The sequence below is a fragment of the Chryseobacterium gleum genome, from assembly GCF_900636535.1.
GTDB classification, from domain to species: domain Bacteria; phylum Bacteroidota; class Bacteroidia; order Flavobacteriales; family Weeksellaceae; genus Chryseobacterium; species Chryseobacterium gleum.
The window spans coordinates 5,241,841-5,263,629 of the sequence record NZ_LR134289.1 but is presented as its reverse complement, the minus strand read 5'-3'; the positions used below and the strand labels follow the sequence as shown (position 1 = coordinate 5,263,629).

At 35.3% G+C, this 21,789-nt stretch carries 13 protein-coding genes; 6 read left to right on the top strand and 7 right to left on the bottom strand.

The genetic code is table 11. From position 1 onward, the window contains the following. Positions 1-18: 18 nt before the first annotated feature. Positions 19-1,722 carry a helix-turn-helix domain-containing protein gene (locus EL165_RS24210; RefSeq protein WP_002980946.1) on the bottom strand — a complete coding sequence of 568 codons (1,704 nt, stop codon included), beginning with the start codon at positions 1,720-1,722 and terminating at the stop codon, positions 19-21. A gap of 277 nt (positions 1,723-1,999) precedes the next feature. Between EL165_RS24210 and EL165_RS24205 the strand changes: the two genes are divergently transcribed. The 3 genes from EL165_RS24205 to EL165_RS24195 all read left to right on the top strand — a co-directional run bounded on the left by EL165_RS24205 (position 2,000) and on the right by EL165_RS24195 (position 4,253). Beyond that, on the top strand, positions 2,000-2,236 hold the full coding sequence (locus EL165_RS24205) for a hypothetical protein (RefSeq protein WP_002980947.1): 237 nt from the start codon (positions 2,000-2,002) through the stop codon (positions 2,234-2,236). 198 nt (positions 2,237-2,434) lie between these two features. Further along, positions 2,435-3,955: a DoxX family protein gene (locus tag EL165_RS24200; protein WP_002980949.1), complete on the top strand. Its 1,521-nt coding sequence runs from the start codon at positions 2,435-2,437 to the stop codon at positions 3,953-3,955. 25 nt (positions 3,956-3,980) lie between these two features. Then, the gene (locus EL165_RS24195; RefSeq protein ID WP_050791121.1) at positions 3,981-4,253 is read left to right on the top strand and encodes a hypothetical protein; all 273 of its coding nucleotides are present in this window, start codon (positions 3,981-3,983) and stop codon (positions 4,251-4,253) included. A 34-nt stretch (positions 4,254-4,287) separates the two neighbouring features. Here the strand turns inward: EL165_RS24195 and EL165_RS24190 are convergent, their stop codons facing one another. From EL165_RS24190 to EL165_RS24180, 3 genes are all read right to left on the bottom strand, one after another. After that, positions 4,288-6,690, bottom strand: a complete 2,403-nt coding sequence (locus tag EL165_RS24190; protein ID WP_228370542.1) for an alpha/beta hydrolase family protein — start codon at positions 6,688-6,690, stop codon at positions 4,288-4,290. An 83-nt stretch (positions 6,691-6,773) separates the two neighbouring features. Further along, complete coding sequence (locus tag EL165_RS24185; protein ID WP_002980952.1) at positions 6,774-8,150, bottom strand: RagB/SusD family nutrient uptake outer membrane protein; 1,377 nt, start codon at positions 8,148-8,150, stop codon at positions 6,774-6,776. A 55-nt stretch (positions 8,151-8,205) separates the two neighbouring features. Next, the gene (locus tag EL165_RS24180; protein WP_002980953.1) at positions 8,206-11,199 is read right to left on the bottom strand and encodes a SusC/RagA family TonB-linked outer membrane protein; all 2,994 of its coding nucleotides are present in this window, start codon (positions 11,197-11,199) and stop codon (positions 8,206-8,208) included. Positions 11,200-11,842: 643 nt separating this feature from the next. Here EL165_RS24180 and EL165_RS24175 point away from each other — a divergent pair. Further along, entirely contained in the window at positions 11,843-12,151 is a 309-nt protein-coding gene (locus tag EL165_RS24175) for a helix-turn-helix domain-containing protein (protein ID WP_002980955.1), read from the top strand. On the opposite strand, the gene EL165_RS24170 is transcribed toward EL165_RS24175, so the two are convergent. Next, positions 12,152-13,927 carry a UvrD-helicase domain-containing protein gene (locus EL165_RS24170; RefSeq protein WP_002980956.1) on the bottom strand — a complete coding sequence of 592 codons (1,776 nt, stop codon included), beginning with the start codon at positions 13,925-13,927 and terminating at the stop codon, positions 12,152-12,154. It lies immediately after the preceding gene. Next, positions 13,924-16,035 (bottom strand): ATP-dependent nuclease, encoded by a 2,112-nt coding sequence (locus EL165_RS24165; RefSeq protein WP_002980957.1) that lies wholly within the window; start codon positions 16,033-16,035, stop codon positions 13,924-13,926. Before EL165_RS24165 ends, EL165_RS24170 begins: the two co-directional genes overlap by 4 nt. Positions 16,036-16,474: 439 nt before the next feature. On the opposite strand from EL165_RS24165, the gene EL165_RS24160 reads away from it, so the two are divergent. Both EL165_RS24160 and EL165_RS24155 read left to right on the top strand, forming a co-directional pair. Next, positions 16,475-17,614, top strand: a complete 1,140-nt coding sequence (locus EL165_RS24160) for a DUF3800 domain-containing protein (protein ID WP_002980958.1) — start codon at positions 16,475-16,477, stop codon at positions 17,612-17,614. Between the two features lie 9 nt (positions 17,615-17,623). Beyond that, entirely contained in the window at positions 17,624-20,182 is a 2,559-nt protein-coding gene (locus tag EL165_RS24155) for an AAA domain-containing protein (RefSeq protein WP_002980959.1), read from the top strand. A gap of 125 nt (positions 20,183-20,307) precedes the next feature. Here EL165_RS24155 and EL165_RS24150 read toward each other — a convergent pair whose 3' ends face one another. Then, positions 20,308-21,780 (bottom strand): SEC-C metal-binding domain-containing protein, encoded by a 1,473-nt coding sequence (locus EL165_RS24150; RefSeq protein WP_002980960.1) that lies wholly within the window; start codon positions 21,778-21,780, stop codon positions 20,308-20,310. Positions 21,781-21,789: the final 9 nt, after the last annotated feature.

Genomic DNA, 21,789 nt, shown 5'->3' with positions numbered 1-21,789 from the left:
ACCTAAAGCACGACTTAATCAACTAATACCCAGTTCCTTTTTCCGATTCTTTATATAATCGGTAGGTCTGATCCCATTGATATCAAAGAACAGATTTGAAAAGTTCTGGCGTGCCGCTATACCGCATTCATCAGCCAAAGCCTCGATGGTATAATTTAAATATTTACTGTTGGTATTTAGTAGATTAGTGATATAATTAATTCTCAGTTCAGCCATGTATTTATTAAAATTTACCCCTTTTTGTTCATTGATATAAACCGAAAGATAGTGGGAATTGGTTCCCAGCTTTAAAGCAATACTTTTCTGCGTAATCCCCTTCTTTTTGAAATGTTGCTCCTGCTCAAACTTCTGAAGCTTTTCTTTTATTTCTAAAGCCATTTCCGGGGTAAGAGAAGTCTTTCTTACAGGCAGCTCTATCATTTCTTCTCTTAAAATATCATTCATATTATATTTTCCTTCAGCAATTCTCTTTTGAAGAAGCTGATATTGTTTTTTTATCTTTTGATCTCTTCGATACCGGACAACAAAAAAACCAAGAACTACACTTCCTGAAGCAATAAGTATCTCAGCCAATACTATTTTTTTAGTACTGGATCTCTCGATTTCTTCTTTTGCATCCATCAGTGTACGTCGGTCAAAATCTTTATGAAGTTTCAAAGATAAATAGGGAAAATCTTTACTGATTAAACTGTCAGCTTTTAAAAGCTGATTGGTATAGTACAGTTGCTTTTCGAGGTCTTTATCTTTATAATGATCGATAAGATAGTGATAACTCTTATAGACCTCTGGAAGTATAAAATCATGTTTATTGAAAATAGAATCTATTTTGTTATAACATCCTACAGCCCTATTTACATTATCCTGTGCTTCATATGTTTTACCCAGATAATAATATACTACAGAAGCCCAGGCGAAATCATTTCTCTTTAGAATATTGGGTAAAGATTTTTGCAAGTGATCCTGAGCACCAACATAATCTTTATGATGAAATCTGGAAATTCCGATGCATTTTAGGAAATAGCTTTTTTCAAGTACAAAATCATTATTATTGGCACTTAGCCGATAACCTAAATTGCTTAAACTATCACTCTTGGCAAAATGATGCAGATATCTGTTGAGGACAGTCAATTGATGTAAGCAGTTGAGATACGCCTTCTCATAGTTAAACTGTTCATTTTCATGATGGTTTTCATTCAGCTTTGACCTGTAAAACGAAGTACATTCAAGAAAATGCTTCATTGCGTCATCATAATAGCCCAAATGACTTTTTACAATTCCTAAATGATAAATGACTTTATACCTATGGTACTCATCTTTTGAGCCTTTTGAATGCGTATAGGCTTTAATGTATTCATTTAAAGCCAGCTTAAATTTTTTTTGATAAAAATAATAGATGATTCCCTTGCTTAAATATTCTTTACTAATGTCATCTTGGCTTCCATGCTGCAAACTGACAGTAAGCGCACTGTCAGCATATTTCATCTTGTTTTTATAATCAAACTGTCTTGCATCTCTATACCCTTGAATCAGCTTTGAAAAATTATTTTCGTTTTTTGCTTTCTCAATGTACAGTTTTACATAGGGCATTGCATGAATGTCATCTATTGCCATTTTTTCATAATGCTTTCTAATTTCACTGAAAGTTTTTTCCTCTTTCTTTTGTGAAAATAAAAATTGTGAAAAAACAGGAAATAAGATGAGAAAGTAATAAAACTTTTTCATAGACTGATATTTAGAACCTCACCATCTCAAAAATAAACATTTATGTTTTAAATAAATCAAATTTCAATGAATTAAATAACAGAAAGACTGAAATCCTGTAAAACATGCAAATACAGCCACTTGAACTCTGATATTCTCATGTATTAATTTTAAAATTGAGACGTAACAATTTTAAAATAGAGCCATATAACTGTTTTTTTTAGCTCATAAGCCGGATAATTTTGACATCAGAATTCTAATATAATCCGGCCGGGATAACCCAATTAAAATTATCAAAATGAAAAAGTTTATCCCATTTTTTAGCATAATCATCGTAGCAGTTTGTCTACAAAACTGCACCCATCGAGATGAAGATATGATTTCAAATAGTGAATATATTGAAAAATCAGAGCCCACACTAAATGGCTTAGTAATGAAACAGGATTCTGCTAAATCCGTAGAAGTCATTGAAGATCCTGGAACAAAAGATCCTCCTGTCAGAGACGGTGATAATTGGCGGCTTACTCAGGATTAAAAACAAAAAAATATGATTCCTCATACCTCCATAACAGTTGTTACAGGCTTACCATGTCCAAAGAGTGGCATCTGGGAAAGTATGGGGAATTTCAAAACAACTATAACCCTCTTTAAGGGTGAACGGATGCCTGAATATTGCGGATGGAAGATTAAATGGAGACTGGTTCAGGTCTGTTAAACCCAATAATGACATACCATGAAAAACGTACAAAATATCTTTATCAAAACTGTTTCCTGCTTTTTTATTCTGTTGTTTGTGTATGCAAGTGTGAGCAAATTGCTCGATTTTGAAAACTTTCAAGTACAGATTGCTCAGTCACCTTTACTAAGTGCTTATGCAGGTATTATTTCTTATGCTGTTATTATTGTAGAATTAATTATTGTACTATTATTAACTTTTCCAAGCAGGAGATTAATCGGATTATATTTATCAACTGCCTTAATGTCAGCATTTACGATCTATATATTTCTCATTCTAAATTACAGTGACTTTGTTCCTTGTTCCTGTGGAGGGATCTTGGAAAAAATGGGATGGACTGAACATCTGATTTTTAATATTCTTTGTGTAGCTATAGGAGGTCTATCTGTTCTCATCATGGGAAGAGCAAATCATAAGACTTACCGTAAAACAGCATTGATCTTAGGAATTTCCAATATTTTGAGTTGTATTCTTGTCATTGTTTTGTTTTTTAAGTCAGAATACATTATAAAACAGGAAAACAATTTTACAAGAAGGTTTCTGATGCATCCTATTTTAAAAGTAAAAAGTATGGATCTGGAGAACCATTCATTTTATTTTGCTGGTGCTAAAAATGAAGAGCTTTACTTAGCTAACCGAAGCCTCCCTCAAAATTTATTAGCAGTTGATTCACTTTTAAAAAAAGCTGTAAATACAAAGATTGATCTGGAACTCAGCAAATATCCATTTAAAAAAATAGAGATTAAAGTTAAAGATCACCATTATTATATCTATGATGGAAATGTACCCATCATATTCAAAGGTAAATTAGGTGATACACAAAGCAAAGTAATCAGTTTTAATGATGCATTCTTTAGCCAGCTTGAAATTATTGACAGTAATAAAATTGCCATTCGCACCCTCTCATCTCAAACCAGGAATTTAACGCTGGGAACTATTTTAATCAATCACAATGGCAAAAATCAGGTGACACTGCATCCTGATTTACTTGAAAAGCAGTTGGATGGTTTTTTTGATTCTGACGGCTATCTTTCATCTGATCCTATAAGACCGACTGTCAGCTATATCTACAGTTACAGAAACCAGTTTCTTGTCATGAACCATTCAATGCAGCTTATTCACAGATGGAGAACTATTGATACGACTAAAATCGCACAGATTAAAGTAACATCGCTATCCAATGGAAAATCTAAAATGTCTAAACCTGCACTAAAAGTTAATGGGCATGCGATCGTATACAGAGGTCTGTTATTTAACCCTGCTCAATTAAGAGGAAGACATGAATCTTTAAGCAGATGGAAGGAAAGCAAAGTTATTGACATCTATAATACCGAATCTCAGGAATATATTGGCAGCATGTACATCGACAATATTAAAAATAATACCATGTCAGATTTTAGAATTACCGATGAGCATTTGTACGCAATTATTGGAAATCAGCTGGTACAATATAAACTTACCCAGCCCCTGAAAAAACATTTTAAAAACGGGGAAGCCGAAAACCGTGTTTCAGAGTAGGCAGCAAATCAAATATTTTTTTATTATGAAAAAAATTCTTTTTCCTGTCATCCTGGTAGCACTGGGAACAGGGTCAGCTTTTGCCACCATGGTGGCAAAGAAGAGTACACGAGCTTTAGAGCCGGCTTACAGAATTGTTAGCTTAGGTGGTGGTCAGTTCCAATGTGAGGATGCTGATCAGGAATGCAGCAATATCGTTTCCGGTGATGTCTGTGAATGGGCACTGGATACCAGCGTTGAACTGCATAGAATTGGTTCAGGCACGATGTGTGGAACACCGCTTTATAAAATTCCTTAGTGCATTGTATAAAGTATTAATTAAATGAGGGACGCTATTCTGCGTCCCTTTTCATTTCTTTATCGATCCATCCTATATCTTTCCAGCTTTTCAGGTGATAGTCCCACCATTCCAAGATTTTAGTATTAAGATCCCTGATGTCTTCGGAACTTTTCTTGAAAGTGTGTTCCTGATCTGCATACATTAGTGCCACCACCTTTTTTCTGTTTCTTAATAATCCCATATAAAAGCTCATGGTTTGCGTTGGCGGAATATTCGTATCTTTCTTACCTGCCCAAAGCAATACAGGTGCGTTGACTTTCTCAATAAAATTGATGGGATTATTTTTATAATACAGGTCCTTATCCTCTGAAAAAGGAACTCCCATTGAAAACTGCCCTGTTTCAAATCTTGAATAGTCTGCTATTTTAAACAGTTCATTAAATGAAAAGTAAGTATTCATAATATCACTAAGACCTGCCCCCGAGACATAGGCTGCGAACCTTTCTGAATGGGTAGCAATAAAATTGGTCTCATAACCACCAAATGAGTGTCCTGTCAAACCCATACGCCTGAAGTCAATATTTAAATTTCCTTGAATCGCATCCAGTCCGGAATGAACACAATCAAGTGCCGAAATTCCCGGCCCCCTGTTATCTGAAACAATGTCCGGTTGAAAAACCATATAACCGTTCTCAAGAAGCAGTCGAATATTGAATCCACTGGGTCCCCAGGCGGGATACAGGTATTTGTTGAACTCATCATGCTGAATACTGTATACCTGTACCACCAAAGGATATTTTTTTGTCTTGTCGAATTTCATGGGATAATACAGAACTCCTTTCAGATACTTACCTTCACTGTTGGTGTATGAAATAACATCCTGTTGCAGATCTATCGCTTCTTTATCATGAAGGTTGGTTGTATAAAGTACCTTCTTTTGACCTGATGACTTGCTTTTGCTGTACAACCGTGGAGACATGTTGTAGTTTTCTTCAATCGAATACATTAAATCATGCTTGTCCTGTTGCGAGAACATTTTAATCCTGTTGCTGCTGTACGTCATTATTTCTTTGAGCTTACCTTTATAAAAAGAATAATATCCGGAATCATTATGATCTTCTCTCCTGATATGCAGCATCAACGGCTGTGACATTTCAATAGTTCGTTGTGTTATCTTAAAAGATTCCATCTGATGAATCATTTTTCCACTGTATTCATAAAAGCTGATTTTGCTGTTCTCTTGTTTAAATGCTGTTTTTAACACACATGTTTCCAGGTGATAATTGATCAGTCGGTCTCCTGCCGTAAAGAGCAAACTGCCATCAGGCATAAAGATAGGATAGCTTAATGTTCCATTATAATCGATCATTTTTGTCTGCTTTAACAGATGATCGTAGACCATCCATTGATTCTTATACATCAGAAATCCAATGGTGTAACGACCGTCCTTTCCTATGACCATTTCTGAAGCGTTCTCAAAAACAAGTTCAGATTTGTTTTCCAAAAGATCATATCGATATACATTCAGGCTTCTAAATCCACGGTAATCATTGTCCTCCCTGGCATTATAACTCCAAAAATAACGTGGATGGTCTGTCGCTATATAAACCTGCATTGATTTGGGAGGGATAGAATGAACTTGATTATTTTTAACATTCCATACCATATACTGATGCTCAATCAGCACTTGGTCCTTATTGCGCAGATATTTGTCTCCTCCATACCATATTTCAAGTTTTCCACTTTTCTCAGGGAGGTTCCTGACGGAAATATCAATCAAAAAAGTTTCAGAATGACCTGCTTCAGTTAATTTCATATTTTGGGCTTCTCCTAGACTGATCCGGTTGTTATGAAACAGCTGCCCGTCTGATACTCTTAACAATCTGATCCTGATCTTTCCATTGGGATCTATTTTTTCTTTTACAACAATAAATCTCTCTGATTCTAAAAGATCCATCGCAACAATGTTAGTTGCAGTGGAATAAAGCAATTTCATAGTGCTTCCATTCCAATTCAATATTTGATGAAATCTTCCACTTTCAGCAAGAATATAAACCTGTCCCTGCTCCGAAATAGTATAGTTCAATGTTCCCGCCTCATGGTGAAGCACTTTTCCTTTGGCATTATAGATTTTCAGGTTTTTATCAGTACCCAATATGACATATTGCTTCAGGGTTTCATTGACATTGCATCGCTGTACACTATCATAAATCTCTCTTTTTTTGGACTTCAGCTCAATTAATTCAGCCCTACCCGGTCCTGAAGCAAAGACCGTATAATTGTTCAGAAAACTGATGTTGCTCTTTTTTAAAATGGTATCGGATGGAATGACTGCTGATTGGCGGTCAAACACAAGAACTGAATCAGAATTATTCGCGTACATTTTAGTCACCAAAACGAATCTCTGATCTTCAGATACCTTCATCTGACCTATCATCGTTGAGAAACGCGACATCCACTGGTCCAATTCCTTAATCGACCTCTGTGCATTAAAGCAATGCGAAGAAAACAGCAGAATAATTAAACAATACACTCTCATTAGTAACCTAAATTTTGAGGATTCAGATGGGGATTGAGCAGCAGTTCCTGTTGCGGAAGAGGCCATACTTTATGTTGATCTTTCCAGTTGGGTTTAGTCTGCTGCAATTCATTAAGCTTTCCTGCTCTTTTCAAATCGATAAATCGATGTCCCATTTCTGTAAAAAACTCTTTTCTGTTTTCATTAAGGATTTCCTCAAGAAGCTGCTGTTGTGTAACAGAACTGCCTAGCAATGGCTGTCCTGCTCTTTGTTTGATCGGGTTAATAAATGGCAGGGCCTCTGACATTTTATTTTGCTGTGCCAGAGCCTCTGCTAACAGTAAATAGGCCTCTTCCAGTCTGAAGACAATGGAGTTTTCTGTGGAGTTGGAAGACCTTGCTTTGTATTTTTCCGCTCTGTACCAAGTGTTGCCCCCTACCGTAACAGTTCCCATCCAGTATTGCTTTCTAAGATCTCCATTGTGAAACGAGCTGACCAGAGATGCGGAAAGTGCCATAGAGGTTGGAGCAACATTAACAAAATAATAAATAGTTGCTTCCCTCACCGCATCCCCATTGTTTTTAGGCTTGAGCTGCCAGATAATATGGCTGCCGTTTTTAAGAAAGACTTTCGTGATATCATTTTGAAACTGATACAGAGGACTCTGAACTACTGTTTTCAAGGTGGCTTCTGCCTCACTCCATTTCAGCTGCTGCATCTGAACTTTACCCAGAAGAAGCTGGGCTGCTTTTTTATTGATATAGATGCGTTCATTATTTCGGTATGTATCAGAAAGCAGTTCAATAGCTTCCTTCACATCAGATTCAATTCTCATCAGTACCTCCGCAGAAGATGTTTTTGAAATACTCTGATTGATCATATAATTGGTGGTCACAGGAAAAGGAATATCTCCATAAACCTGCTGGACATAGAAAAAGAGCAAAGATCGGATAACCAGGGTCTCCCCTTTTATCCTTGCTTTATCAGCTGCCGGAATATGATCTGCTCCTTCCAGCCCTTCGAGTATGGAATTGCTGACATATATTTTCTGATACGCAGCATTCCAGAACGAACTGACAAACTGATTGGAATCAATCTGTGTATTATTGGATAATTCAGGCAGTCCATTACTGGCATTGACTGCATAGTAGGTCAGGTCATCAGTATAAAGCCCCAAAAGCCTTCCGCTTTGATCTCCCGTAACAGGTGATGATTCCCACAATCCGGCATAAAGTCCAGATAATACGGCGTTGGCAGTCTGAGTATCACTGAAGACGGTTTCTGACAACATCTGATTGTCAGGCAAATCCACTTCCAGCATTTTTTCACACGATATGGCGGTACTCATCAGATAGATGAGCCCTGCCGTTATTATACTATTGAATATTGATTTCATTGTTTTTGTATTGGGTTAAATAATATGATGGTCTTTGGTTGCCGTTAAGCATTCATCACAGCGTAAGTTGAATGCCCAATGAATAAGTTTTCAAGGGAGGCAGGAATCCAAAAGAGGTCATCTCGGGATCAATTCCAAAGAACTTCGTCCAAGTCCAGAGGTTCTGCCCCTGAAAATAAAGCTTGACTTCCCTGAAAAGACCTGAATCCAAAGAAAGATGATAGGTAAGCTGTACATTCTTAAGCCTTATAAATGAAGCATCAGAAACACTGGCATCACTATTTTGAAAAAGGCTGTGCGAAGAATTTGACGTAGAGCGGTACGGCATATAAAGGCCATTGGGATTCGAAGGCGACCATACATTCAATGCCTCCACTGGGAGATTCGCCATAATCCCCGGAGAAGACATTGCCGAGTTATAGTTCCGGCTCTGCTGCTTTACAAACTGCAACAAAAATGAAAAGTTCCAGTTTCGGTAGCGTAATTCATTGCTTAGTCCTCCGTAAAACTGCTGTCCAAGATTTCTGATCACCTGCCTGTCATCCGGTGATGCGATCTTTCCGTCGCCATTGAAATCGGTAAAATCATAGACCAAGGTAGTGGGATTTACTCCCTGAAGCTGGTAGAGTTTAACAATGTTAACAGGCTGTCCGATCACATAAGTATTGGCATAAGATGAACCTTCAAGTCCAGGAAAGGAAATCAGCTTGTTTCGGGGAATGGTTATATTGAAAGAACTTTTCCATGAAAAATTTCCCTTATCGATAATTTCTCCGCTGGCCTCAAATTCAAATCCTGTATTCTGAATAACAGCATCCAGATTGGCCAGTACACTGCTGAATCCCGTTACTGAGGAAAGCTGATAGCCTACCAGTTGATTTCCAGAGCGGTTTCGGTAATAGGCAGCACTTAGGTTAAGCCTGTTGTTGAACAATCCAAGTTCAAGAGCAGCTTCTGTTTTGATGGTTCTTTCCCAGCTGAAATCAGGATTGTAGAGTTTTGTTGGAGCCAGGCCGGTGCTGCCATTATAGATGAGATTAGCCGTAGCAAAGGTATCAAGGTATTGGTAATCCCCGATATTATCACTTCCCGATGAACCATAACTTCCTCTCAGCTTTCCAAAACTGAGCCATGAGATGTTCTTCATAAAATCTTCTTCCGAAAACAACCATGCGGCCCCAACAGCACCAAACATTGCATATTTATTATTGGGACCAAATCTGCTGCTGCCGTCTCTTCTTCCCGTAAGATTAAGAATATACTTTTTATCGTACTGATAGTTCATTCTGCCGAAAAAAGCACCGTATCGGTATTCTGTACTGATCTGGTCAAGGACGACTTTATTGATTGCAGCACCTATATTATAGATAAAGGCATTACTCTCAAAACCGGATCCCTGAATTTCACCTCGGTCTGAAACATCTCTCTGATAGGTACCTCCCATCAGTACATCAAATTTATGTTTACCTGCTCTGTACATCCAGCTTATCTGGGGTTCTATCACCATAGACAGTCTATTCTGGTTGGATTTTGAAGACATGGAATTGAGAGGTGTTGCTCCAGCAGAAGGGCTATACGCCGTACTCGGACGAAGTGACCATTCTTCAAAAGTCTGATAGGTTAAACCTCCATTGAGTTTGAGCTTAAAGTTGTCAAAAGCTTCATACTCCATACTGATGTTGTTAAGGAATTGCAGATTGCTATTGGAATAGGAGTTCTCAAAAGCCGCTGCGGGATTCGTAAACGTATTGTTTTCCCAGTTAAGGTTACCTTCCGAATCATAAAGAGCGGGTGCATTGGGAGCCAGAATATACGATTGTCTTGTCGCATCAGAGCTAATCAGATTATTGTCTGTTGCGGTAAAAATATTGGATGAGTTGAAACTGAATTTTCGATCAGCAGATCTGTGGCTGATATTTCCTGAAACGGTATTGGTTCTGTACCTGAAATCCCTGCCAAACACCGTGGTTTGTTCATTATGACCGAGACTGAGCAGGAAATTGGTATTTTCACTTCCTCCACTAAGTGAAAGCTGGGTATTTGACAAAGCCGCATAATGACCAATCAGTTCCTTTCTCCAATCTGTATAACGGTTGGAATCCCAGGTTCCGTTAATGTCGTAGGCGTTAGCAGGATAGACAGAGACATTGCTGTTGGCAAATGCCTGCTTTCTCATATCTAGATACTGAGCAGTATTCATCATTTTAAGGTTTGAAATACCATGGCTCAGACCATAGGAAGAGTTCAGGGTCAGTTTTACCTTTCCCTTTTTCCCTTTTTTGGTGGTCACCAGCACTACTCCATTAGCACCTCTTGAACCATAGATGGCAGTAGCGTCCGCATCTTTGAGGATCTCGAAACTTTCAATATCGTTAGGATTGATGCTGTTCAGCGGATTGATGTCTGCATTGAGAAGGATACTTCCGGCATAGGAGGAACTCATTCCCGTACCCACCGGAACACCATCAATAATATAGAGCGGCTGATTACCATCGATTACGGAATTGCTTCGGGTCCGAAGGCTGTTTCTTCCTCTGATCTGAATATCAAATCCACCTCCGGGAGTTCCTGAATTCTGGGTGATACTGACTCCTGCCATTCTTCCCTGTGCTGCTGACAGGACATTGGAGACAGGCTGATTTTCTATATCTTTTGCTGAAACTTTGGCAATACTACCGGTTCTTTCTTTGTCTTTAACCTTGTAGTAGCCAGCGTTGAGAATAACTTCTTCGATTCCCTTTACTTTTTGTTCTAAGCTGATATTAACGACGGTCTGATTAGTGATTGTAAATTTTTCTTCAGCATAATCAGGGTGTCTGAACAATAGGATAGTATTTTCTGCTGAAACCTGTAATGCGTAGGTTCCGTTATTAGCGGTTATCGTTACTTGGTCACTACCCTCTTGGGAGATTACGACTCCTGAAAGGGGCTTGCCTGATGAAGTTACGGTACCGGAAATGGTGCGTGTCTGGGCTTTTGTTGTAATGCTTACGGCTGTAAACATGAGCCCAAAGAAAATGCCTCCTATATGGTAATAGGAATTTTTCATAGATTTGTAAAGGTTTTTAATTTTTAAAGATTAATTACTGAACTACGCTCTTTCCCGTTGGTCTCCAAACTGCATGGGAAAGGGCTTTTTTCTTTCTTCTGATTTTAAGTTGAGTAGTTTTTTTGATTCATTTTTTAGATAAAGACTTTCCTGATGCCCTTGGTATGAAAAAGGACTGGTGAGGTTCTGTAAGCAGTGACCGTAAGGCACCGGAAAGAATTTAATATGAATGAAATCTGTGTTCCCGTGTAAGCTTTTTAAAGCCGCAATAGGTTGTACATTCCTATTGTATCGTGTAGTCTGATACTATGTTTAGGAAGCGGGCTTAGAATTGTTATGTAGAAAAGAGCGGACAGCATTGAGAAAAAAACAGCGTGAGACTCTACATTATCCGATTCGGGGTACTGGTATACCTTACATGCAGATAAGAGAGCCCACGCCTAGGTCGTGAGCTTAATACTTATCGTCTCGCATGTTAAAAATTACCAGTTTTCGAATCGAGATTCTAAGCAATAGCTTCTATTATTCTTTGAAGTATCGCAAAGTTACATTATCTGTAACCTATTTTACAAATATAATAAAAAAAACAATAGACGACATATATATCTTCATGAGAAAAAATTAAAAGATCAAAATTTACTACATGTATAAATGGCAAGTAGAGAATTTGAAGTTTCAAATTGGTAAATTAATTCAAGTCTATAGACTAAGAAAAGAATTATCACAATTCCAATTAGGATTGGAATTAAATATCTCTAAAGATCATGTAGGTAGAATTGAAAGAGGATTAACTAATCCAACAATTGAAAATATTGTGAAACTGTGTAACTTTTTAGACATCAATATTCTATTTCTATTTACAAAACTGGACATCACAGAATTGAAAAAAATAGAATTAGAAATTGATCATCTACAAAAAGAGTTTAAGAATAAAAATAAGAGAAAATCATAACTAAACATTGTCATACTTAAAATTTACAGCTTCTAATTCTGAGGTTATAGTCAAGGCATCTCCTCGCTTGGTTGTTCGCCCTGTCTCACTGATCAAATGCAAGTTTGTCTTTGCTCTGGAACAAATAACATATAATAATTTTTTTGAAGCCTCGTTTGCATTTCCCGAAAAAATCTCGTTCCAATGCGGAATGTAACCGTTCAGTAAACCGTAGGCAATAACTGTTTCAAATTCTTCGCCTTTAATTCCCACGCATGTATTTATTACCACACCTGTCATTTCTCTGTAAAAACTTTTGAAGGACTGAATATCACTAGGGATTACATACTCGGGATCATTTAATCTTTTTTTTATATTGGTAAAGAAAAGTTCCCAACTTTCAACCAATGTTGGATTTTTTTTATAGTCAATCCCTACTATGTTGAGAAATTGATCAAAACAATCTTTTAGGTAATCGATCCCTTCAATTTCATTTGATTTAATTGAGTTTATGAGTCTTAAAAAACTTCTTTCATTTCTATATTCCTCAGTTAAATCACTAAAAGTATGAATTCTGAAATTATCTATTAGTTCTGCTGCCCATCTATATCTTAAAGAATATAGTTTCGGGCTAGGCTGAGTTAAAAATAATCTTGAGAGTTTAAACCAAATATTTTCCCGATTCCGTGCCATTGGAGCTAGCCCCGAGGCATCAAAATTGACATTCGGTAGTACTGCCCTAAGTTTTTTCGAAATTGAGGTGATTAACCACCATTGAGGTACCAATACACAGATCTCGTCCTCAGGTATTCCCTTGTCCAAACTTAACAGAATTAATTTGGATATCTCTTCAACAATTCCTGCCTTATCAATAGTATTATTAAGAGTTATTAGACCTTTTGTTTTTGCATTAATTCCCACCGCTTTTATATCTATAGACTGCGTTTGAAACTGCCTGTAGAAATCAATTATTCGTTGACTAGATCTGTAATTTCCTTTTAAGGTTAAAGGTTCTATTGGAAGGTCATTTAACTCTTCTTTTATTTGTTCGATATTTTTTGCTACCCCTCCTAACGAAGAGTAAATAGCCTGATCAGTATCTCCTACAAAGAAAGCAGATGTTTCACCATTTCCGGCTCTAACAATTGTTGAGATGATAGCGTATAGTAAATCTTGAGTGTCCTGATATTCATCAATACAAATAATTTTGAATAATTTAGATAATATCTGTGGGATTCTTGGCAGATCCTGAAGGATTTTATAAGAGTAAAATAAAATCAATTCAAAGTCTATTAATTTTTTTCTTTTTAAAATTGAGTGATAATCTTCTAAAAGCCTTTTCTGGATTATTTTTGTTTCTAAGAAATTACCATTTCTATCAAATCGCATATTTACAGGATCTATTGGCTTCAATTTATATTTGACTTTTAAACTGCTTATTAGTTCATCACAATAAGATTCGTCTGCCATTGAAAATCCGTTTTGCAACTCAGGAAGATAACAAGAATAAGGCCTTAAAATCCATTCTAAACAAAAAGAATGAAGAGTACCTGACCATATCTTATCACTATTAATCCCCATAGCATTGAGCCGCTTAAAAATTTCTTCAGAAGCCCTAACAGTAAATGTTACTGCAGCAATTTTTTTCTTACTTGTATTTGCAAGCTGATCCAATTCATAAGCCAATTTATGAATGATCACTCTTGTCTTACCACTTCCTGGGCAAGCCGTAAGTAAAACATTACCACTTTGCGTAACTGCAACTCTCTGCTCATCATTTAATTTGTCAAATATCATAAGTAAGAAAGAAATTTGGTTAGTTGATCTTGAGGAAATGTTTTTATAAAAGCCTCTAAAATTTCTAAATCTGTTTTATCTTTAGTTTCAAACTTTTTAGCTGCATTATAGTATGTTTTACAATATTTGTCATTTTTTATCTTTTCAATACGATACATAATTGATTTAACTTTCGAAGACAAATTGATATGTGGCGATGCGAAGGCAATGGCTTTTAAAATATAATTTGGAATATATGTATTATATAAAAGCTCGTCGGTGATAAGTAATGCGAACCAGCCTTTACCATACTTTTTAGCTAATCTTAAAACTTCCAATCCTGCAACTTGAATATTAGGATTTTCTAATCTTTTAGTTATCAACTTTATATTTGATTCTTTACGATAGATCTTATCAAGTGCTGATACAAATTCCGGACTGTTTTCATTCATGAGTAAGTCTACTTCAAAAGTATGAGTTGCGTAAAATGCTTCCAGATACTCATTATCTTTACAAAGCTCTGTAATTATTACTCTACGTTCTTCTCCACTTTTTTGTGATGCTCTGAAATGTTTCTGATTTGGCGTATCATTTTCTGGAGAATCGGGAAGTTTTACAACAGAAATGTCTTGATCTGTTAATATTGCACAATATTTCTTTATACGTTCTTCATGAAAAATATTTGCTACATTTTCAAAACCTGTACTGCCAATATTAATGAGACTTACTCCAATCTCATCTAAAGAAAGACCAAAAACAACTTCAAACATTGCTGGTATTAATATTTGTTCAGCATCACCTTCTACAAGTATAACTCCTTTTGCAAATAATAGATTACTACGAACCGCGTCTAGATATCGTTCTAATCTTCTTATTTGATTAGGTAACAAATTATTAGAAGGTTGAAAAACCAAAGCTTCATTTTTTCCTCTACAAATAACATTTACACTACTTATTTTACTTGCTGAGGATATATGAGTGGAATGAGTAGAAATTATTATTTGAGTATTACTTTTGCTTAAGTTATTAAAAAGAGTTTTTTGTATATGAGTATGAATATGTGCTTCCGGCTCTTCAATCAGTAGAAAATTCGCTATTCGATCTGTCTTGACCCTTTCATATTCTAATAGCTTTAATGACAAATATATTAAATTAGCTCCACCTAAACTAAGTTCCCAAACCCTACCTTTATAATCATCTTCAGGATCACCCACCCACAGCTTTAATGATTGGAAAAGTTTTTCCATTTTATTTGGAAGCTCTGATTTAATATCAATGCTTGGAGCATATGTTGTCCCTACAGCATTCTTTATACTTTTATCAATGCCATTCTTAATTTCTATTATCTCATCAAGTGAACTAATTTTTTCATTAAGATTGTCGATACTAGTTATAATTTCGTCCTGCTTAGTAATTTCAACTGTTTTTTCTTTCCCTTTCAATAAATTAATTAGTGGGTTATTACTATAAGAACGTAAATCAGCTTCAACATCCCTTAGAGCCTTTATAAATGTACATGAGACTTCATTATGGATACTGATTTCACGTGGTAAGTAAGTTCCTATGACTAGTTCTTCTTTTTCGTCAGGATCTGGGAACTCAATTTTATCAAAATTTCCAACGTATTTTTCGTAGGTTACATCATCACTAAAATCACCAGAACCACGACTTAAATAAACTACTTCATAATCGGCTATTGTAATTTTATCTAAGAGTAGCTCTAGTCCTTCTGAATCTTTTTCAGCTAAAATCGAATAGTCATACAACTCTTTTCTAAATTGATATTTAGGTCGGAAATATACCGAATAACTACCTTTAGAAGGAGTATCCATACATCCGCTTGATTGTACAGCCAAAGCTTGTGCTTCTTCACTTGCATCTAATCCTTCAAAAAAAACCGTTATAACGATCCAATGTCCCGCCCAATTGCCAATTCCCCGGTTGAAATCGTTTGAATTAAAATTAATATATCTTGGCAATGAATCATCAATAAGTATTCGAAGTGCATAAAAGAGATTGGTTTTGCCTGACCCATTTTCTCCTATTATTGTATTTATTCCTTCAGTAAATTTAAAATGTGCTGATTTAAAATTACGGAAATTTCTAATGGATAATCCAGAAATATACATAGTTAATAGTTTTGTTAAAAATACCAATATTTATAGAATTAAACTAACTGTATTTACAGTTTTACTTAGTAAAATTTACTAATTCTATAACACATAACAATTTAAGACATTAGTACTATGGCACTTAAGAGAGGTCCAAAAAAGAATTGCAAAATCAACCAGAGAAGATGATCAACATCAACGTGATAACAAGAAAACACCTGGAAACACAACAAAATTAACCACATAAGAAACAACAGGAAAATAAAATTTTAAAATCTTTATCACTCTTTAATTTGGACAGTTGTTCGAATTAAAAGGTAACTTTTCAAAAAATTTCGAAGCATTAAGATTTTTGTGAATACATTATTAGAGGACTGTAGAATTAAAATAACTATCTTTTTTCAAAATAGTATTCCGTAACTTTACTATCAGACAGATTATAAACTTAATTTAACTGATGATTCCAGCCAAAATTTTTATCGACGAATTTGGAAATGCACACCTTGACCTTTCCAAAGAAGGAACTTTTTCTCATTTTATTTACACCTCGGTAATTATAAAAGATACAGATATTGAAAAAGCAAGAAAAGTATTGAAAGATATCTGTATAAAATATAGACTTGGAGAAAATCTTAAATCCAGTAATATCAAAAACAAAAACTTTAAAAAGAGAAAAGATATTCTAATTGAATTTGTTGAAAGATTGGACTTCGTTATTGATATCATGGTAGTCGATAAATCAAAACTTTTCGGGGAAGGTTTAAAAATCAAAAGAACTTTTTATAAATATTTCCAGTCATTATTTGTAGAAAAATATAACAAAATCTATGAAAGCTATTCTATCAATGCTGATAAAGTAGGAGAAGAATTTAAACAGGAGCTGCAAGATTATGTTAGGGAAAAAAGCATTAACCGTGATTTATTTAATCAGGACAGAAGCTTTGAAATTTTTGATGATAAAGATGAAAAACTCATACAAATTGCAGATTTTATTTCAGGATGCTTGGGCAAGGTCTTTTGTACAAGTCATTTTGATCACCAATATATTGAATTGTTCAATCTCCTGCATGCAAGAACTTCAATTTCATATTTTCCTTTCGAAAGCTATATAACAAAAGAAATAGAGGGCAAACCCGAACTTGACAGGCAAATCATGAGAATGAACTATCAGTTAATTCAGAAATTCTTAGAATCAACCAATGTTCAAAAAACTAAAGAAAAAGCTAGACTACTAGAATACCTACGATTCCAGTCAGAACTAAATCCTAATCGTTTAGTCTCAACAACTGAACTGCTTATTTATCTCAATAATTTTTTTCCTAATATCAAAAGTGAAAGAGTCAGAATATTAATCAGAGACCTAAGATATGAAGGACTATTTATTGTAAGCCATTCTGGTAAACCTGGTTATAAACTTGCAACAAAGTATTCAGATGTTTCTGAACATTTTAACCATTTTCTAAAATACGTTGTACCAATGCTCCAAAAGGTAAAAATATTGAACGAAACCCTTTCTAAGAACTCATTTAACGATATAAACCCTATAGAGAAAGACCCCAATATGCAGAAACTTAAAGAATTAATATCAGGAATTTAATCCGCTATTATGCAAAAATCTACCATACATAAACTAAAAGAACAAGCGATATATATTGATGATAAGAACAGAACTGATGAGATAGATTCTTATTATTTTGAGGGCAATAAGTGTGTCGTGGTGTATAAGAACAGTGGGAAAGCCTATTCTTATCCCCAACATAGAATTAAGATGTTGAGATCTGCTATTCAGAGTGAGAGAGCAGGAAATATTTTTTCTTATCTAAAGGCGATTGCAGAAAGTGTTGGTTTGAAGACAGAGGAAGGCAATAACATTCTTGCCAATAGCTATGGGAGTATTCGTTTTATTCCTGAGACTTCAATTCTTTACAATTATCTTAATGGGAAAGAACCCGGTAAGAATTACCACGCCTCTCCTATTGAAATCTTTCCTTTTGGTTTTAATCTGAGTCAGAAAACGGGAGTTGACCATGCGTTTTCAAATCCGTTAAGTGTTATTGAAGGTCCTCCCGGAACAGGAAAGACACAGACTATTCTTAATATTATTGCCAATGCGGTAATGAATAATCAGAGTGTGGCTGTGGTTTCAAGCAATAATTCGGCAACAAAAAATGTTTTTGAGAAGCTGGAGAGTAAGGGAGTTTCTTTTATAGCGGCATTATTGGGAAGCAGTCAGAATAAAAAAGAATTTATCGATGCTCAGACTGAAATTCCGGATTTATCAGGTTTTAGATTAGAGAAAGAACAGGAACAATCTCTTATTCAATCTACTCCACTTCTTTTTGCTGAACTTGCTGAAAAATTGGAACTTAAGAATGAACTGGCTTTACTTACACTCGAAATAGATAAGATCAAAACAGAACATCAGCATTTTACAAATGATGTCACTTTGGCAACTGAAATCCGTTTTAAAAAGAATGTCAGTTCAGATCAGCTGCTTTCTTTATGGGTTACCTTGGAAGACTATGAGAAAACAGGCAAGAAATTTTACTGGTGGCGTAAACTGATATTTCCTTTTCTGTATGGGGTAAGAGATAAGATTTTTTATACCTTATCGTATGAAGAAATGATCAGAATTGTCCAGGCAAAATACTATGGAGTAAAAATTTCAGAGCTTGATTTCAGAAAGCAGGAACTGCAAAATACATTACAGCATTTTTCCTTCCATGATAAAATGAAAGAATATACAGAAGGATCGATGCAGCTGTTTAAAAACAAACTCTACCAAAAATATAAAGAAGAAAAACGTTCAGAATATACCGAATGGGATCTTCGTTTTAAATCAGAAGAATTTATTAAAGATTATCCTGTCATTATGAGTACCACCTACTCACTAAGAAGAAGCCTTGCTGAAAACGTAGTCTACGATTATGTGATCGTGGATGAATCTTCACAGGTTGATTTGGCTACAGGTGTACTCGCATTATCCTGCGCGAAGCAGGCCGTCATTGTAGGAGATTTAAAACAGCTTCCCAATGTCGTGGATTCTGAAACAGCAGAAAATACCGATCAGATCTTTAAGAACTATGATATCCCGGAACCTTATCGCTATTCCAATCATAGTTTGCTTTCTTCTATCACAGAAGTATTCCCGGAAGTACCTAAAACCCTGTTAAAAGAACATTATCGCTGCCATCCTAAAATCATCGATTTTTGTAACCGTAAGTTTTATAATGATCAGTTGATTATTCTTTCTGAAGGACAGATGGAAAGAGAACCTTTACTAGTCTATAAAACAACTGAAGGCAATCATGCGCGGCAAAGAGAGAATCAGCGACAGATTGATGTGATTATTGAGGAAATCATTCCACAGCAAAAGCTGGAGGGTGTGAATCTGGGAATTGTAACGCCATACCGTAATCAGACCTTAGCACTGCAAAGAACATTTCACGGAACAGATATCAAAGCCGATACGGTGGATAAATTTCAGGGAAGAGAAAATGATGTAATCATTCTCTCTACTGTAGATAATGAAATCTCAGAATTCACCGACAACCCGAATAGATTGAATGTAGCCATTTCCAGAGCCAAAGATCAGCTGATTCTATTGGTGAACGGAAATGAAAATGACAATGACACGAATATCTCCGATCTGATCCGCTATATAGATTATAATAATTTCAGCACGATCAAGAGTGAGGTACACTCTATTTTTGATTACCTGTACAAAGGGTATGAAGAAAAAAGAAGAACTCTTTTATTGGATCAAAAAAAGAAATCTGTTTTCGACAGTGAGAATCTAATGTATGCGTTAATTAAGGAAGTTTTGTCCGATGATCAATTTTCAAAGTATGGCGTTATTCTGCATCATCCATTGAGAAATCTTTTGTTAGATTTTTCAAAATTAAATCCTGAACAAGAGCGTTATACCAGACATCACGCCACCCATCTTGATTTCCTGATCTATAATAAGCTGGGGAAAAATCCTGTATTAGCGATTGAAGTGGATGGATATGAATATCATAAACAAGAAAGCCGACAAGCCGAAAGAGATATCATGAAAAATGAGATCCTGGAGAAGTATAGAATTCCGTTGGTAAGGTTTTCGACGACGGGAAGTGGAGAAAGAGAAAAGCTGATAAACGTACTAAAAACATTAATAGACTAATAATAAGTCCCTAACAAAAGTTGCAAACGGTTTCTTATTAGGAAAATAAAATTATATAATGCTTAATAGATAAGTGTTTAATAAAAACTATCTCTGTATAAATAAATGATTATAGACCAACGATATTACTTCTTGAGACCAATACAGCATTTCTTATACTTTTTTCCAGAGCCGCAAGGACATTGGTCATTTCTACCAATTTTTTTATGACGGCTCAAATTATTGTTAATTGGAAAATCCCTAACAGTTAATGTTTCCCGAACCATTTTTTTAGTTTCTAAGAAATTAATGTTTTTATTTGCATCCGAATAATACAAAATATCGTCTTCGGACCAATCCTTTGCGTTAAGCAGAATGAAATCCTCAGAATTGGTTTGAGTAAATTTAGGAGCGTCAAAAGCAATCCCTATTATTTTTTCATATTTAGGAAATTTGTTTTTTGTCACACCACAGGCAATCTCAAGCAGCGCTTGTCTTTTAGGTCTATATTCATTATCGTAATCCTTATTTCTGGGATCGTGTAATTGTAAAAAGACATAAACTGTATTTTTATAAAAGGATGGCATAATAGATAAATTACGCATAAGCGTTGTCCCATCTCCAGGAAATCCCTCTATAGCTCGTATCATAAGATCAGACAAGGTTCTTCTAAAAAATCTAGGTTCTTTGGCCATTTCACAAATAGCGCTTTCACCTTTAAAGATGTTACTATTTCCTTTAAGAGTTTGATCTAAGGCATTTTGTGTAGTATATTGAAGTAAATTATCCCACATTTCAGATGTTTTATTTGCTTCTTTTCTGCTTTTGTACAAAGCTGAATTTTCAAAGGAGTTCCACCCACCTTCGGAAATCATAATGCTGGTTGCTTTTTCATCTATTACTCCAACAAAATGCTTTTGCTTTACCGCATCAAAGTTTTGAAAGTAATTAGCTAATAGATCTTCTTCTCCGCAATAAGTAATACTTTCATAGTGCTTTAAAGCCTTCTCTTTCTCTGAAAGATATTCAGAAAAATCGTATACAGTATCTAATTCTTTAAGAATGATTTCTAAATTAAAGGTATCAAAAATATGAATAGGTTTATTACTATCTAGCTCCACGAGAAAAGGAATATCAAGCCCTAATTTTTCCCTTTTACTGTAAGTTACAGCAAGACTTCCGTTAATATTTTCGGGTGAATGCCGCAAACAAGCTTCCGCTGCTCCATGAGCAATAATAATACTATATATAGTTAAATTTTCATGAGGTATGAGTATCGGAAAAGGTGTTGTTTTTTTACTGTCCAAATATATTTTATCGGGATTTTCAAGTACATATCTTCTTGCTCCTTCCGCTGTTCTTATTTGGTTCTCAATTACATTTTTGTGCCAGCGTTTCCATTGCACATCAATATCACCCTCCAAATTATCAAATTTCCTACTTTCACGATCAAAAAATAAAAAAATCTTATTGTCAAAGACAGCCATTAAATCACACAATTCCTTTGTATCTTCTTTGTAAGGATTTGGATAAGACCATAGTTTTAAGAAAGTAGCATCACATAGTTTTGCTAATATTCTTTCTGTTTCAGTATAACCTGTAGATTTTTCAATTGCCATTAGTTTTAA

Bases quoted from the DNA above. Each gene is read 5' to 3' on its own strand.
- EL165_RS24210 (WP_002980946.1), bottom strand. From the start codon at position 1,722: ATGAAAAAGTTTTATTACTTTCTCATCTTATTTCCTGTTTTTTCACAA.
- EL165_RS24205 (WP_002980947.1), top strand. From the start codon at position 2,000: ATGAAAAAGTTTATCCCATTTTTTAGCATAATCATCGTAGCAGTTTGT.
- EL165_RS24200 (WP_002980949.1), top strand. From the start codon at position 2,435: ATGAAAAACGTACAAAATATCTTTATCAAAACTGTTTCCTGCTTTTTT.
- EL165_RS24195 (WP_050791121.1), top strand. From the start codon at position 3,981: ATGAAAAAAATTCTTTTTCCTGTCATCCTGGTAGCACTGGGAACAGGG.
- EL165_RS24190 (WP_228370542.1), bottom strand. From the start codon at position 6,690: ATGTCGCGTTTCTCAACGATGATAGGTCAGATGAAGGTATCTGAAGAT.
- EL165_RS24185 (WP_002980952.1), bottom strand. From the start codon at position 8,150: ATGAAATCAATATTCAATAGTATAATAACGGCAGGGCTCATCTATCTG.
- EL165_RS24180 (WP_002980953.1), bottom strand. From the start codon at position 11,199: ATGAAAAATTCCTATTACCATATAGGAGGCATTTTCTTTGGGCTCATG.
- EL165_RS24175 (WP_002980955.1), top strand. From the start codon at position 11,843: ATGTATAAATGGCAAGTAGAGAATTTGAAGTTTCAAATTGGTAAATTA.
- EL165_RS24170 (WP_002980956.1), bottom strand. From the start codon at position 13,927: ATGATATTTGACAAATTAAATGATGAGCAGAGAGTTGCAGTTACGCAA.
- EL165_RS24165 (WP_002980957.1), bottom strand. From the start codon at position 16,035: ATGTATATTTCTGGATTATCCATTAGAAATTTCCGTAATTTTAAATCA.
- EL165_RS24160 (WP_002980958.1), top strand. From the start codon at position 16,475: ATGATTCCAGCCAAAATTTTTATCGACGAATTTGGAAATGCACACCTT.
- EL165_RS24155 (WP_002980959.1), top strand. From the start codon at position 17,624: ATGCAAAAATCTACCATACATAAACTAAAAGAACAAGCGATATATATT.
- EL165_RS24150 (WP_002980960.1), bottom strand. From the start codon at position 21,780: ATGGCAATTGAAAAATCTACAGGTTATACTGAAACAGAAAGAATATTA.